General features: G+C 56.8%; 16 protein-coding genes. 11 read left to right on the forward strand and 5 right to left on the reverse strand.

From position 1 onward, the window contains the following. Positions 1-9: 9 nt before the first annotated feature. The gene (locus O987_RS27800) at positions 10-543 is read left to right on the forward strand and encodes an HAD domain-containing protein (RefSeq protein WP_235214298.1); all 534 of its coding nucleotides are present in this window, start codon (positions 10-12) and stop codon (positions 541-543) included. 427 nt (positions 544-970) lie between these two features. Here O987_RS27800 and O987_RS07670 read toward each other — a convergent pair whose 3' ends face one another. Both O987_RS07670 and O987_RS07675 read right to left on the reverse strand, forming a co-directional pair. Then, positions 971-1771: an anti-sigma factor gene (locus tag O987_RS07670; RefSeq protein WP_043371429.1), complete on the reverse strand. Its 801-nt coding sequence runs from the start codon at positions 1769-1771 to the stop codon at positions 971-973. A gap of 18 nt (positions 1772-1789) precedes the next feature. Further along, complete coding sequence (locus O987_RS07675; RefSeq protein ID WP_043371430.1) at positions 1790-2365, reverse strand: RNA polymerase sigma factor; 576 nt, start codon at positions 2363-2365, stop codon at positions 1790-1792. A 237-nt stretch (positions 2366-2602) separates the two neighbouring features. On the opposite strand from O987_RS07675, the gene O987_RS07680 reads away from it, so the two are divergent. Together O987_RS07680 and O987_RS07685 are read left to right on the forward strand one after the other, a co-directional pair. Next, positions 2603-3196 (forward strand): ferritin-like domain-containing protein, encoded by a 594-nt coding sequence (locus tag O987_RS07680; RefSeq protein ID WP_043371432.1) that lies wholly within the window; start codon positions 2603-2605, stop codon positions 3194-3196. A 71-nt stretch (positions 3197-3267) separates the two neighbouring features. Then, entirely contained in the window at positions 3268-3819 is a 552-nt protein-coding gene (locus tag O987_RS07685; RefSeq protein ID WP_043376208.1) for a DUF3455 domain-containing protein, read from the forward strand. Between the two features lie 316 nt (positions 3820-4135). Here the strand turns inward: O987_RS07685 and O987_RS07690 are convergent, their stop codons facing one another. Then, the gene (locus tag O987_RS07690; RefSeq protein ID WP_043371433.1) at positions 4136-4399 is read right to left on the reverse strand and encodes a hypothetical protein; all 264 of its coding nucleotides are present in this window, start codon (positions 4397-4399) and stop codon (positions 4136-4138) included. 613 nt (positions 4400-5012) lie between these two features. Between O987_RS07690 and O987_RS07695 the strand changes: the two genes are divergently transcribed. From O987_RS07695 to O987_RS27810, 8 genes are all read left to right on the forward strand, one after another. Then, positions 5013-5468, forward strand: coding sequence for a lipocalin family protein (locus O987_RS07695; protein ID WP_043376210.1), 456 nt, complete (start codon positions 5013-5015; stop codon positions 5466-5468). A 73-nt stretch (positions 5469-5541) separates the two neighbouring features. Beyond that, positions 5542-6606 carry an NAD(P)/FAD-dependent oxidoreductase gene (locus O987_RS07700; protein ID WP_043371436.1) on the forward strand — a complete coding sequence of 355 codons (1065 nt, stop codon included), beginning with the start codon at positions 5542-5544 and terminating at the stop codon, positions 6604-6606. Between the two features lie 18 nt (positions 6607-6624). Continuing rightward, a complete protein-coding gene (locus O987_RS27805) occupies positions 6625-6786 on the forward strand; it encodes a DUF2256 domain-containing protein (protein ID WP_080731466.1) in 162 nt (53 codons plus the stop codon). After that, the gene (locus O987_RS07705) at positions 6783-8078 is read left to right on the forward strand and encodes a DASH family cryptochrome (RefSeq protein ID WP_043371438.1); all 1296 of its coding nucleotides are present in this window, start codon (positions 6783-6785) and stop codon (positions 8076-8078) included. Before O987_RS27805 ends, O987_RS07705 begins: the two co-directional genes overlap by 4 nt. After that, positions 8075-9634 (forward strand): cryptochrome/photolyase family protein, encoded by a 1560-nt coding sequence (locus O987_RS07710; RefSeq protein ID WP_043371441.1) that lies wholly within the window; start codon positions 8075-8077, stop codon positions 9632-9634. Before O987_RS07705 ends, O987_RS07710 begins: the two co-directional genes overlap by 4 nt. Before the next feature lie 23 nt (positions 9635-9657). Next, positions 9658-10356 carry an SDR family NAD(P)-dependent oxidoreductase gene (locus O987_RS07715; protein ID WP_043371444.1) on the forward strand — a complete coding sequence of 233 codons (699 nt, stop codon included), beginning with the start codon at positions 9658-9660 and terminating at the stop codon, positions 10354-10356. Positions 10357-10389: 33 nt separating this feature from the next. Further along, the gene (locus O987_RS07720; protein WP_043371447.1) at positions 10390-11292 is read left to right on the forward strand and encodes a TIGR01777 family oxidoreductase; all 903 of its coding nucleotides are present in this window, start codon (positions 10390-10392) and stop codon (positions 11290-11292) included. 576 nt (positions 11293-11868) lie between these two features. Beyond that, a complete protein-coding gene (locus O987_RS27810) occupies positions 11869-12660 on the forward strand; it encodes a MipA/OmpV family protein (RefSeq protein WP_080731467.1) in 792 nt (263 codons plus the stop codon). Positions 12661-12722: 62 nt separating this feature from the next. Here O987_RS27810 and O987_RS07725 read toward each other — a convergent pair whose 3' ends face one another. Next, on the reverse strand, positions 12723-13985 hold the full coding sequence (locus O987_RS07725; protein ID WP_043371449.1) for a type II toxin-antitoxin system HipA family toxin: 1263 nt from the start codon (positions 13983-13985) through the stop codon (positions 12723-12725). Beyond that, positions 13982-14311 carry a helix-turn-helix domain-containing protein gene (locus O987_RS27550; protein ID WP_144244904.1) on the reverse strand — a complete coding sequence of 110 codons (330 nt, stop codon included), beginning with the start codon at positions 14309-14311 and terminating at the stop codon, positions 13982-13984. Before O987_RS27550 ends, O987_RS07725 begins: the two co-directional genes overlap by 4 nt. Between the last annotated feature and the right edge of the window lie 58 nt (positions 14312-14369).

Below are 14369 nucleotides of genomic sequence, written 5' to 3' on the forward strand. Positions count from 1 at the left end.
AGATCGGCCATGACGAACATGGACATCAATAGGTCAGAGTCGTCTGGTTGCGGACCGGTTCTGTACCTCGATTTCGACGGCGTTTTACATCACCATAATGTGCTTTGGTCAGCATCAAAAGGGCCCTACCTAGACGCATCTTCCAGAGACAGGTTATTCGAACATGCTCCTTTGCTAGTCAAGCTCTTGGAGCCTCATTCCGCAGTCCGCATCGTTCTGTCTACTTCCTGGGTCATGAAGTACGGTTGTCATGGTGCCGCACGCCGTCTGCCTCTTGAGTTGCGCACCAGGGTCGTCGGGGCAACCTTTCACAGCCAGATGAATCGGACCGAATTCGAATCAGCTTACCGAGGTATGCAGGTCTGGGCAGATGTGTTTCGTCGCCGTCCATCCGATTGGCTTGCTATTGACGATGACTATCTGCAGTGGCCCGCTTGGTGTCGTGACAAGCTTGTCAGATCACATCCTGAAAAAGGTCTGGCGGATCCGGCAGTTGTAGAGCAGGTTCGACTTGGTCTGCAGCGGATCACCCACGGCCAATGACGCTGTAACCTCAAGCCCCCTTCAAGGCTCACGAGGTGCACTCGAAGCAGTCACTCAGGTGCGGCATAACCTGTTCATGAGCCGCTTTAAACGGGCTCCACTAACCTTCGTGTTGCAACTGACAGCGACACGCTAAACCTGTCAGTTGTCAGCCCCTGCATTGGTGCTTGAAGGACCGCTATGCAATGATTTTCCGTGTTCGTAGCTGTATTGCGACCTACCGGTCATCGCTCCATAACAGCCATCCAAGCATCAATGCTGTCGATAGCTCAATGCCGGGTTTCATGTTAGTAGCCAACAGCCGCCGTCAGTGCGCCCGAGGGGTGTTGAAACTCCATTTTGTGGCTTTCGAATAGGCGTGGCCGACCTGGGGTAGCCATTGAGATTCAACAGCTTCGAGCTGCCTTCGTGTTTGCAGAGGCCTGAGTCAAATATCCCTGCGAATGAGCGCACCCTTGAATAGCACCGGGCCAGTCGGCCCTGTTGAACTGGGTACGCCGCCTTTCGGCTCCAGACTAATGGCCAGGGCTGGTATTGCTTTCACATCAGTCTCTTGTGCTGGGAGCTGGTCGAGTTTTCCATCACCCATGACCCCCAAGGAACGTGGCGCACCTTGCTGAGGCAAGGCCCACAATTGCAGAGACTTGTTGTCAGCCTCCTTGAAGCCGCTCACGCGCTGCAATACCAGTTGCTGGTGCCGGGGATCGAAGGTCACCAGCATGGACGCATCGGCCTTGCCATCGGCGAGCACCGCCACATATTGAATTTGGGGGGCCGCCTGCAATTCAGCCTGCGCCATCTGGAGTTGAGTCTGTAACGCAGACAGTTTCTGCTGCGAGTCATCCCTGAGTCCTTGATGCGACCAAAGCCCCACCGAGATAGCCGCCACCGTGGCTAAACCGCCTGCCATTGCCAGTCCACGCCACCATGCGAGTGTCGGCCATGCCGACTTCGATGCAGTTTCACGCTGCCTAGCCAACTTGGCTTTGGCAGTTTCGGCCTGCAGTAGGTTGGCAATGCGTGTCCAGACCACTGCATCGGGCTGCACCGGAGTCTGGACTTCGGAGAGGGCCGACCAGCGGCCTTGCCACAGCAAGGCTGCCGCACGCACCTGAGGATACTCGCGTGCCAGTTGCTCAAAGCGACGGCGTGCCCCTCCGTGCAAAGTTCCCAGTGAATAGGAGGCAGCCAGGCGGTCAAGTAATTCAGGGTTTTGGGTCAGATTCATGATGTTGACTCCTGGCGCTCAAACATGGCGTGCCATGCATTTGCGCAGTTGCTCTAGGCTGCGGCGCATCCATGTCTTGACCGTGCCCAGCGGCAGCTTCAGGCTGCTGGCCAGTTCGCTATGACTTAAATCATTCAGATAGGCCAGGCTCACCACCTGGCGCTGTGGCTGCTCCAGCTTTTCTAGACACTGATGCAAGACCACGGCTTGTTCACTGGCCTCCACCAATTGCATTGGTCCTTGCGCGTCCTTGTCCTGGGGCAACTCCTCAAAGTCCTCAATCGGTAAATTGAGATGCAGGCGCTCGGCTCTGCGCCGGCGCAAAAAGTCCAGGGCCCGGCTGCGCACCAGCATGCCCATCCAGGCCAGGGGCGGGCTGAGTGAGTCCCGGTAGGCCCCCGCACTGCGCCAGATTCCCAGAAAGCTCTCTTGCAGCACATCCTCGGCCCACTCCTTGTTTCCGAGTATGCGCAAAGCTAGGCCATACAGCCGCGAGGCGGTCTGGTCGTACAGCAGCTTGAGAGCAACCTCGTCCCGGGTTGCTACGCGGTCGATCAAGTCCATCAGTTGGTTGTCCGGTGTTTGGGCGCTCATGCAGCCATTTTGATCAGTAAGACCAGCTTCATGCTCTGCTGTTGGATAACTGCCAAGGCATGTTGCAGTTCCTGGTAATCACCTATACGCAGCAACCCAGCCACTGGATTTGGACAACGCGCGAAATGGCTGAAAAAATTTTTCAAAAACTTGAATCCACCGCTCAAAAGGCTGCGTATTCCAAGCGTCGGACATCAAAACCGATAGACACATCCCCACAGTCAACCAGGAGTCATCATGAGCATCCATCTGTTTGAAGGCCATTCCTCGCCCATGGCCTCGCGTCGCGGATTTCTTGGCGCCACCGGCACTTTGTCAGCCGTGGCGGTCGCCATGCTGGCAGGCAACGAGGCCCTGGCCCAAGGCATGGGCAATGATCCAGCCAAGGATGTATCCATCCTCAATGTGGCCCTGGGACTGGAGCATGAGGCCATCAACGCCTACCAATTGGGTGCCGGCAGCGGGCTGCTGCAAAAGCCCGTTCTGGATGTGGCCGTGTTGTTCCAGAGCCACCACAAGGCCCACCGTGACGCGTTGATTGCCACCATCCAGAAGATGGGCGGAAAGCCGGTGGACGAGGCCTCGATGCAGGCCTATGCCGAGTCTCTCAAGGCCGCAACCCTCAAGAGTCAGGCCGACGTGCTCAATCTGGCCGCAAGACTGGAGCTTGGCGCGACCAATGCCTACCTGGGCGTCATTCCAGCTTTCGAAAACCGTGACCTGGCCAAGGTCGCAGGACGCCTGGCCGCCGATGAAACCATGCACTACACGGCCCTTATCTCGGCTCTCGGCCGCCCCTTGCCAGGCAATGCCTTGTCATTTGGCGGCTGACCTGGCGAAGCCCCGAGTACCGGACAGTCTCGCCCGGTGCATTTTTCATCTTGTTTGAGGGAATATTCATGATGCATCGACACACGCTTTCGCTGACCGCTCTGTCCCTATTCGCACTTGGCCTGAGCGCATGCTCATCCATGGGCTCTCACTCCATGTATTCACAAGCCGAACTTCCGGCTACCGTGCAAGTCCCCGCAGGACACAAAGTGGCCATGGAGACCGTGGGTGTTGGCCAGATCACGTATGAGTGTCGGGCCAAGAAGGACATGGCAGCCGATCACGAATGGGTGTTTGTAGGCCCTGACGCAAAGCTGCAAACGCGAAGCGGCACGGTCATCGGCAAATACTGGGGGCCGCCAGCGACTTGGGAGAACAACGACGGCTCCAAGGTCACTGCGACGCAGCTTGCCGTGGCTCCTGCCGGAGCGGGCAATATCCCGCTGCAACTGGTCAAGGCCAATCCTGCCACCGGCATGGGAGCCATGCAGGGGGTGACCTATATCCAGCGTGTGGCAACCAAGGGGGGCGTCGCGCCGAGCATGGCCTGCGGAGCTGCGAATCTGGGCAGCAAGCAGATCGTGCAATATCAGGCTGACTATATTTTTTGGAAAGCGGTCTGACAGAGAGTCCAGTGGCGCACCTTCCCAGTCAGAGGCCGGGACGTTGCGCCTTTTTTGTAATGACCGGGGATGTTGCGTATATCAGCTCCGGGCCAGATTTCGCTAACACCAAACAGGACCTACCCACAGCCAGTGTCGGAGGTCAGCGCCGTTCAGTGAGCCGGCGGCTCGAATGTGAGGTTCATTGACCGCTAGAACGTGCATGACATCAACTATTCACCTAGCCACGTGATGCAGTTCACCCTGGTATCTACCAAGCTGCCCCGGTCGTAACCAAGCCTGCTACCGAGCCTCCTGCATGAGGGATAGCAGCTTTTCAGTGCAAAAACACATCTTTGCGCATCCTGACATTCTTTTTCTGGCGAATGATGGGCGTGACATTACGCTGCATGACCGTCGCATGCACGGGCTGCATGTCATCAGCTCTGACCCCTAACACTTTCAGCAGTGGCTCATTGGCAGGAGATTGCTCTAAAAAATATAGCAACACTGCGACTTCAATGTCTTTTTTTGCAATAACGCACATAGCGAGCACCTGCAGATCTAGTACATCAATGCCCCAATAGTGCACGTCTGGCATCTTTAGTTTATAGTTTGAACTGATGAGTTCATTGTTTGATCTGATTAGTTTGAAAAATGATGATGCAAAGCAAAAAGAACGTTCATGTTCAGTTGAGCTTTAGTGACGCGGTGTACTTCCTGTACAGGAGCGCATAGATACGGAAATAGACCGAACGGGGAATGCAAATCAATTGCTTACTAGGAGTGCCTAAGAGCAGTACGCAGTCTGCGAGTTCGAGCAGCACCTTGTCTCCAAGATGGCAGCGCGCCGCGGCAGCGATTTTTCCGGTGTCTTCTCGCGTCTCACCTGCAGTCTGTGATTCAAGTATTGCGGGAGCTACGGTTGAACCGGCATGTTGCACTGCGCTTGAAGAACAAGACTACTGACGGTTTGGCTAATTTTTTGGCTCGCTCAACAGAGTAATTTTGGAATTCGGTCTGAACCCGAACATGCGCAACAGGTTGGCTCAGGCGGAGGAATCGCGCAGATCGTTGCCTCTGTATTGCGCATTAACCAAAGGAACTTTATGCATATCTCTAGAAGCTCTTTCATACGCGCGACAGCGCTTGCGACGGTCCTTGTGGGTGCCAACGTTGTTCTATCGGGTTGTGCTGTTGACATACCTACTGGGGTGAAGCCGGTTACCGGTTTTGATGCCAAGCGCTACATGGGGACTTGGTACGAGTTGGCACGGATCGATCACAGCTTCGAAAAAGACTTGACCCAGGTCTCAGCTAGCTACAGCCTCAACGATGACGGAAGCGTTGCGGTGCTGAACCGAGGATTCGACTCAGTCAAGCAGAAATGGCGCGAAGCCGAGGGCAAGGCTCGATTCCTTGGGTCGCCAGATGTTGGGGCTCTGAAGGTGTCTTTCTTCGGCCCTTTCTATGGCGGCTACAACGTGGTGAGCCTTGATGAGGACTATCAAACTTCTTTGGTGATTGGCAGCAGCATGGATTACTTCTGGCTTTTGTCACGCAATAAGACCATTCCCGAGCAACAGTTCAATCTGTTGCTACAGAAGGCCAAAACCCTGGGCATAGACCTGAGCCGTGTCACGAAAGTCCCTCAATCGAACCAGCCTTGACTTCAGAAAAGTCATATTCCCGCGACTTTGCGTCCACGCGGATGCATCTAGTACTTACAGACTTTGAATTCCCATGAGCACCCCCAACCCTGCAGAGAGCAGCAGCAACAAAGCCATTGCAATCATTGGTGCAGGCATGTCCGGGCTGGCTTGCGCTCAGGCCTTAGTAGAAGCGGGCCACTGCGTCCATGTGTTCGACAAAAGTCGGGGTCCCTCCGGTCGAATGAGTACGCGCCGTAGCAGCAATGGAGACATTGATTGGCAGTGTGACCACGGTGCCCAGTATTTCACGGCACATCATGCAGAGTTTAGAAAACAGGTCTCCGATTGGCAGCAGGCAGGCGCTGCGCAGGTTTGGCAGGGCCGTATCGGCAGACACGATGGTCATGACTTCGCCCCGCAAGACAGCTTTTTGGAGCGCTTTGTCGGCATCCCACGCATGACCTCTCCGGCTGCACATATGGTGCGCGACATGCATGCCATATCGCAATCTGTGCGTTTTCAGTGGCAAGCCACCGTCGAACCTTTGCAACCGCGTTCGGCGTTTGGCTGGATTCTGCAAAGCCAGGAGCATGGCACCGAGCCACATCGCTACGAAGCGGTTGTGCTTGCCGTTCCAGCACCGCAGGCCGCGCCGCTGCTGGCAGGTGTTGCTCCTGATGCCACTGCCCTTGCAAGCAATGCCAGGATGCTGCCCTGCTGGGCACTCATGGTGCGCTGCCATCAACCGTTGTCACTGCCAGTAGACGGCTGCTTTGTCGAGCACAGTCCATTGCGTTGGATCGCACGCGACAGCAGCAAACCTGGCCGAGGCGGCACCGAAACCTGGCTGCTGCATGCCGCACACAGTTGGAGCGAGGCACATTTGGAAGACGATGCCGCAACTGTTACGGTCGCACTGCTGCATGCATTCGCGCAACTGGGAGGCCCCGATCCCGCCAATGTTCAGGCTACCGCTCATCGTTGGCGCTATGCCGACACCGCTAACCCATTGAATGCTGGCGCATGGTGGGACGCTGCAGCAGGTTTGGGAATGTGCGGAGACTGGATGCACAGCGGTAGCGTGGAAGGTGCCTGGCTGAGCGGACGGAGCCTGGCCCGGCATGTCCACACGGCGCTGCACGCGCACGCGGGCTGAGACCGAAGGAGGCATGCCGTGCACCGCAAACCGCATCTGCCTGAAAAGTCATGCCTTTGCTGCGGGCGCCCATTTGCCTGGCGCAAAAAGTGGGCTCAGGTGTGGGACGAGGTCAAATACTGCTCCGAACGCTGCCGACGGCAGCGCAAGCAGTCACCTCCACCCGGGGAACAGACATGAGCACAGTGCTGCTCTGGTTGCGCAACGACCTGCGCCTGCACGACCAACCCGTGCTTCACGCCGCGTGCAGGATGGGGGCGCAGTACATATTGCCGGTGCTGTGCCTGCCGGACATTCAAGCCAGAACCCATTGGGGCTTTGCCCGCATCGGCCAGCACCGTCGCACCTGGCTAGTCAAGACGATACAGAACCTGGCCGAAAATTTTCATGAACTGCGCTCTCAGCTATTGATTTTGAATGCGCCAGCCGCCACGGCCCTGCCTGCGCTGGCACAGGCCATAGGTGCCTGCACCATTGTCTGTGAAGACATCGCAGCGCCCGAGGAGCAAACCGAGGTCGACGCTCTGCGAGCTGCAGGCCTGCAGGTGCACACCGTGTGGCACAGCAGCCTGCTGCACCCGGACCAATTGCCATGGCCGGTGCGAAAGTTGCCTGCTGTGTTCACCCCGTTTCGTCAGGCAGTTGAGCACGTCAAGCTACAACCTTACCCGCCTCTGCCAGTGCCGGAGGCTCTGCCCAGAGTTCCGCCGAATATACCCAGCAAGTACCTTCAAGAGCAGGCACTTGCTCTGGATGCATTGACCGATGCCTCTAATTCGCTTGATGCCCGAAGCGCCATCGCCTTCCTGCAAGGCGGCGAGTCTGCGGCCCTTGCACACCTGCGGCAGTATCTCGCACGCGGTCTTCCCCACAGCTACAAGCGCACGCGTAACGGTCTGGTGGGATTGGACTACTCAAGCAAATGGTCGCTCTGGCTAGCTACAGGCGCGTTGTCGCCACGGCAAGCCTACGCTGAACTTCGACAATTTGAGGCTACGCGAGGCGCGACCGAAAGCAGCCACTGGCTCTGGTTCGAGCTGCTATGGCGGGACTATTTTCGTTTTCTGCATATGCAGCATGGTCGCGCGCTCTACCGTGCACGGGGTCTGGGTCAGGAGCTTGCCACGCCACATGATGATCAGAACTTTGCAGCCTGGTGCTCAGGGCAAACCGGCCAGACGCTAGTGGATGCAGCCATGCGCGAGTTGGTTGCCACGGGCTACCTCAGCAACCGTTTGCGCCAAGTGGCGGCCAGCTATCTGATCCATGACCTGGGCTGTGACTGGCGCGCCGGCGCTGCCTGGTTTGAGTCACAGTTGCTGGACTACGACGTCTATAGCAACCAGGGCAACTGGCTTTACATTGCCGGTCGGGGTACAGATCCGCAAGGAGGGCGTCGCTTTGATCCTGTCAAACAAGCCGCCACCTACGACGCTGATGGAGCCTACCAGCGTCTCTGGGGTAAAGCATGAGCGATAGTAAGCCCGCCATCCACAGCGCACATACCCTGCGTCTGGTACTGGGTGATCAGCTCAATCCGGAACACAGTTGGTTTCGGCAGGTGGATCTGCAGGTGGTGTATGTGCTGATGGAGGTGCGGCAGGAAACCGACTACGTGCTGCACCATGCACAGAAAATTCTGGCCATTTTTGCTGCCATGCGCGACTTTGCGCGCCAACTGCGTGCCGACGGCCACCGGGTTCGTTATGTGTCGATCGACGATGCCAGTAACCGCCATTCCATACCCGGCAACCTGGCAGCGCTTGCTGTGCACTACGGCGCCCACACGGTGCAATGGCAGCAGCCCGACGAGTGGCGGCTGGACGCCCAACTGCAGGCCTGGGCTAGCAGCCAGCAGTTGACCTGCAAAGCAGTAGACAGCGAACACTTCCTGACGGCACGCGATGACCTGGCTACCCAGATGCGTGGGCGCCGCCAATGGTTGATGGAGCATTTCTACCGCACCATGCGCCGCCGTTACCGACTGCTGCTGGATGAACATGAACAGCCCGTTGGCGGACAGTGGAACTTTGACCGCGACAACCGCAAACCCTGGCCAGGAACCCCTGCCGAGCCTGAGGACTGGCGTCCCCTCCACGACCACAGCACGCTCTGGGAAATCGTGCAGCGCAGCAATGTTCAAAGCTTCGGTGACGCGCAGGCGGACGCACTGCGTTGGCCATTGAACCGGCAAGAGGCAATGCGCTGTGTAGAGGCATTTGTCACCCATGCACTGCCGCACTTTGGTGACTATGAAGACGCAATGTCAAGCCAAGCGCCGCGCTTATTCCACTCTTTGCTTTCGTTCGCGTTGAACGTGAAGATGCTGCACCCTCTGGAGGTGCTGCAGTGTGCCGAAGCCGCTTGGCGCTCAGGCCACGCGCCGCTAGCTGCTGTGGAAGGCTTTGTGCGTCAGCTCCTCGGCTGGCGTGAGTACATCCGCGGCATCTATTGGGCACATATGCCAGGCTACGAAAGTCGCAATGCGCTGGACCACCACTTGTCGCTTCCGCGCTGGTTCTGGACTGGGGACACCCATATGCGCTGTTTGCAGCAGTCCATCAAGCAGTCGCTACAAACCGCACATGCCCACCATATCCAGCGGCTGATGGTGATCGGCAACTTTGCCTTGCTGGCGGGGCTGGATCCGGTGGAGCTGCACCGCTGGTACCTGGGCATCTACATTGACGCTTTTGAATGGGTAGAGCTGCCCAACACACTGGGTATGAGCCAGCGCGCCGATGGCGGCCTGATTGCCACCAAACCCTATGTCAGCAGCGGGGCCTATCTGCAGCGCATGGGCGACTATTGCCAGGGTTGCGCGTACACCCCAAAGCAGAAAACCGGCCCGAGTGCCTGCCCTTTCAACGCTCTTTACTGGGACTTTTTTGCGCGTCACGTCGATGTTCTTGGCAGCAACCACCGGTTGGCACTGGTGTACCGACAGTGGCAGAAATTCCCGCCTGGGCAGCAATCAGCATTGCGCACGCATGCTCAGCAACTGCGTGACCAGCTCGACCACCTGTAGCAACGACATCATTGAGGCCTACCATGCAATCACTGCCCACTGGTTACCGTGCTCTGATTCTTGGGGCCTCCGGCGCTATAGGCTCAGCCATGGCCGCGCAGCTGGAGGCAGATCCACGCTGTGCCGCGGTCGCCGCTCTGAGCCGAAGCAGCAGTCCCGCCGTCGACTTCCGAGCCCTTGACTCCATCGCAGTTGCCGCCGACTCGCTGCGTCAGCAAGGTTCCTGGCACCTGGTTGTGATTGCCACGGGAATGCTCAGCGGCCCAACCGGCGCTCCCGAAAAGCGACTGACTGACCTGAACGCAGCACACATGGCAGCCAGTTTTACCATCAACACCATCGGCCCGGCCTTGGCCTTGGCACACTTCTCACAGTTGCTTCCAAAGAACGAGCCCGGCGTGCTTGCGGTTCTGTCGGCCAAGGTTGGCAGTATCGGCGACAACCGTCTGGGTGGCTGGTATAGCTACCGAGCCTCGAAGGCAGCACTGAACATGCTGCTCAAGACGGCTTCTATTGAAATGGCTCGCACCCATCCAAAAGCGGTCCTGGCAGCCCTGCATCCCGGCACAGTTGACTCTGCTTTGTCGGCTCCGTTTCGCGGTGCTCAGATAGGCCGCCGTCCCACCGACGCTGCGCGCGATTTGTTGGCGGTATTAGACGGCCTGCAGCCGCAGGACAGCGGCGGCTTCTGGGCATACGATGGAAAACGCCTGCCCTGGTGAGTGTTTTGGTCATTTCCTAAAAAGGAGAACCCCATGCGCATCCTGTTAACCGGAGGCACCGGACTCATCGGACAGGCCCTCTGTCGGCTCTGGCGGCGCCAAGGTCATGACCTTTGGGTGTGGAGCCGAACTCCTCAGCAGGTGGAGAAATTGTGCCTGGGCTCCAAGGGTATAGCGCATCTTGATTCACTCGATCGTAGTGCTCCATTTGATGCTGTCGTCAACTTAGCAGGAGCACCCATCGCAACTCACCGATGGTCTGCAGAGCGCTGCGAGCTTTTGCGGAACAGCCGAATTGACCTGACACGAACCTTGGTGGACTGGATGGGAAAGCAAGTTCCGATACCGCCAGTGCTGATCTCGGGGTCTGCTGTCGGCTGGTACGGAGACGGCGAGGAACAGTGGTTATCAGAGGACAGTTCTCCGGGCAACATCGATTTCGGAAGCCGTCTATGCGTAGCCTGGGAGCAGGAGGCTATACGCGCGCGCCAGCTTGGTGTGCGGGTTGTAGTACTACGCACTGCCCCCGTGTTAACGCCAGCTGGTGGAATGCTGGCACGGCTGCTGCCAACATTCCAACGAGGGCTTGGAGGCAGACTAGGCAGCGGGAAACAGTGGATGCCATGGATACATATCGAGGACCAAGTCGCTCTCATCGACTACCTTTTGAATAATGAGAGCTGCAGCGGGCCGTACAACGCCTGTGCACCTGGGGTCGTTCGCAATGTTGACTTCACGCAGATCCTCGCTCGGGAGTTAGGCAAACCAGCCATATTTCACATTCCGGCCTGGGCGTTGCGACTGGCACTGGGGGAAATGTCCGTTCTGTTGCTAGGAGGTCAGCGCTTGGTTCCGCAACGCGCACAGGAAGCCGGGTTTTCTTGGCGGTACCCTGAGCTTTCTGGCGCCCTGAAGCAGCTTCTTCGCGAGCGCTGAGCTGGCTGCCCCCTGATTGCTCATCAGTCGGGATGAGCTACCCCATACAGCGGAGCGCTGAGCCTTGAGAGGCTGAGGTGTCCTCATCAGAGCCAAATCATGGGCTCACCGTTGGCGTAGTCCGTGCCAGCCATCTCAATACACATCCTGAGAACACGTTACGCCACCGTAGCCTGGATAGGTCCAACAAAACGGCTCTCTCGGTACCAAAGTAAAGCTTGTCAGAGCTCAAAGAGGGATTGGTGCGGCCAGGAAGGTAAACGGAGGCAACTTTTGCAGCGAGGAAGCATTTCAAGAACGCGCAAAGCCATCAAGTGCAGCAATAGCCGAAGGCCTCAGAGGTTATTCAATCACTTGGAAAAACAACAAGATATGATTACAAATACTAATCAGTCATAATTTGAACTGATCAGTCTTATTAATTTGTAAGAATGCTCAGGAACTGGGTCTAGGCCTGGTTCGACTGCCAGTTGCAGTAGTCCGGAGCTTGTCGGATTTCCCCTAATCGGTGCTAACGCGAACGCGTGAGGTCCTTAACACGTGCAAGATCGACCCCCAACAAAAAGGGTATTGACCATGAACCCCCTCGCATCAGCAGTCACGATGACAGCACTAGTGGCAGCCAGTGCAACAGTGCATGCCCAGTCGGATTTCTACCGTCGGACCATGCCACCCAATGCCTCAGAAGGTGGTGTCGCCGGCCTAGCAGTAATTGCAGGCCATAGATACCAGGGATCCGACGAATCCAGAATCCGCGTCCTGCCAAGCATTGAGTACCAGTGGAGTAATGGCTTTTTTGCCGGAGTCATGAGTGGCGTTGGCTACAACGCTTCACGAAGTTCTGAGATGTCTTACGGAGCGCGGATTACAGCGGACTTCGGACGCAAAGAGCGGCGCAGTGCAGCACTGCGGGGACTGGGCGACATTGATCCTCGGCCAGAAATTGGTGCATTCTTCAACGCCAATCTCACAAGCAACTTGACGCTCAATTCCGCAGTGCGCTTTGGCAGTGGAAACAACCGAAATGGTCTGCTCCTGGACCTGGGCGCCGGCTGGAACACTCGCATCAGTCCATCCCTACAGTTCTCAGCCACGGTCGCCACAACATGGAGCAACAATCGTTATGCCCAAGACTACTTCGGTATCACTAAAGAGCAGGCAATAAATAGCGGTTATGCAGAGTTTGCTCCAGGATCCGGACTACGAGATGTACGGCTTGGCACCTCCGTCATTTATCGCATGAATCCCAAGTGGAGCTTGGTCGGCTCACTGGTGTATTCGGAGTTGATTGGCGACGCTCGCAACAGCCCCATCGTGCGTCAAAAGGGAAGCCTGTCCTCAGTAATTGCCTTGGGCTACAACTTCTAGCTAGGTAATGATTCAAGCCGAAATCCGTCTTTATGGATTGCCTGCTTTCTATTGTGTGGATTTCATCGTCCTCGATGTCTGTGAGCTGCTACGGTTAATTTTGACAGGCGATTGTGTCGTGGGGGAAGCTCGAATAGTGGTGGCTGTAATGGCTTCTGGCCAACGGACTCTGCCAGGCTGTCCCATTGCTCTCTGATCAGCGCGTAGGTTGCATCAAGGTAGTCGTTTGCATAGGCGTAGTCGACATCCAACTCCTTTGCACAAAGCAGCAGAACGTCTGCAGTAGCACGAGCCTCACCCGAGCGAAGCAGCCCAGTGGACAGTGCTTTAACTGGGTGGACTGCGCCACCAGTGGGCGTGTAAGGCGCAATGTCATAGGCAGGGGACAGCTCCCAGCTTTTTGGACCAAGCAGGAAGCCATGGTTACGTGCGTGATCGTCACCGTTGCCGATCAGCACGTTGAATGCAATGCGGCGCCACAACTCATCTTTGAAATCTGGCACTAGCCACCTACTCGCGTACTGGACGATCATGGGATAAGTACGAGTCCCTGCCATGGCTTTATCCGTGCCCATTACGGTTGCAGCCGAGGCAAAGTGGGTTCGCAGGACAGTCCCGTCGTCGCCAACGTGCCGGTCAAAGCGTTTGACTAGCACAGTGCCTCGCGTGCCCTTGTGCACATAGTCCACTTCTGCCGTATTGATGCCGCTGAGTGCTGCCAGCCGCATGGCCAAGAATTCACGCAAGGGGGAGGTCGTGTCGTCTTTGCTACCCGCGAACTTTGATATCCATTGCTGCCCCTTATAGAGCACGGTAATTTTTGGTCGCTCGCCACCTAAGCCCGTGCTGACTATGCTTTCTAGCGAGGTCTCTGCTTGGCCGGTGTGCCCCCCAGGCGCAAGCATCCTCATGGCCTCGAACAGGTCTTCTGCTGCGGGAGGAACGAACAGTGCTTTTTGAGCGATATCGTCACAAACAGCCAGGGCACCTACGGTGTCTCCCGGGGCAAACTCCAATGCTTCGAGGTTCGTAATACTGCTGCGAGCGTGTTTCCTGGTCAGGATGTGAAGCCCAAATCCTTCGGGCTTCACATCCTTGAACACGTCATACAGACCCTCATTGCGTGTGGCCTGTAGCGGCCTGCGCTTCAAAAATTTGAGCTGTCCTTGGTCCAAGGGAAGCATATCGGCGCGAGCGAGGTAACTCTCGTCATAGACAAAGGCGCCTACTGGCTTGGTCCCCTCGGCCAAAGTGAACGTTCCTGCGTGTACCGGCTCGGATTGACCGGGTAGCCAGATCCACACTGGCTTCGTCATTTCGCTCATCGCTTTGATCTTTTGCGCACGGTTTTTGGCAGGGTGGCTTCCACTAGGGAGAACTCAGTTTCGTTGATGCCGACCATCCCCATTTGCTTGGTGAAGTCATCAATCAGCTCCAGTGCCCAAAGCGCCTTGAGGTAGAAGCCGAATTGGACACCAGGATGCCCGGCTTCCATCTTCACGACCGTGTTCAACGACATCTGAGTGGCGTCAGCAAGGTGTTGCTGTGTCATTTCCCGGATGCGACGGGCCATTCGTATCTTTTTGCCCATGAGCAGCGCGGCGTCTTCTGCCTCTATGGGGAGCATCGCAGTGTCGGAAGATTTTTTCATAGGCTATGTGGTTAAAATTTTCCTTTAAAGAGTATTTATGCGAAGTAAATCATATTTA

It is taken from the genome of Comamonas testosteroni TK102 (genome assembly GCF_000739375.1).
Classification (GTDB): domain Bacteria; phylum Pseudomonadota; class Gammaproteobacteria; order Burkholderiales; family Burkholderiaceae_C; genus Comamonas; species Comamonas brasiliensis.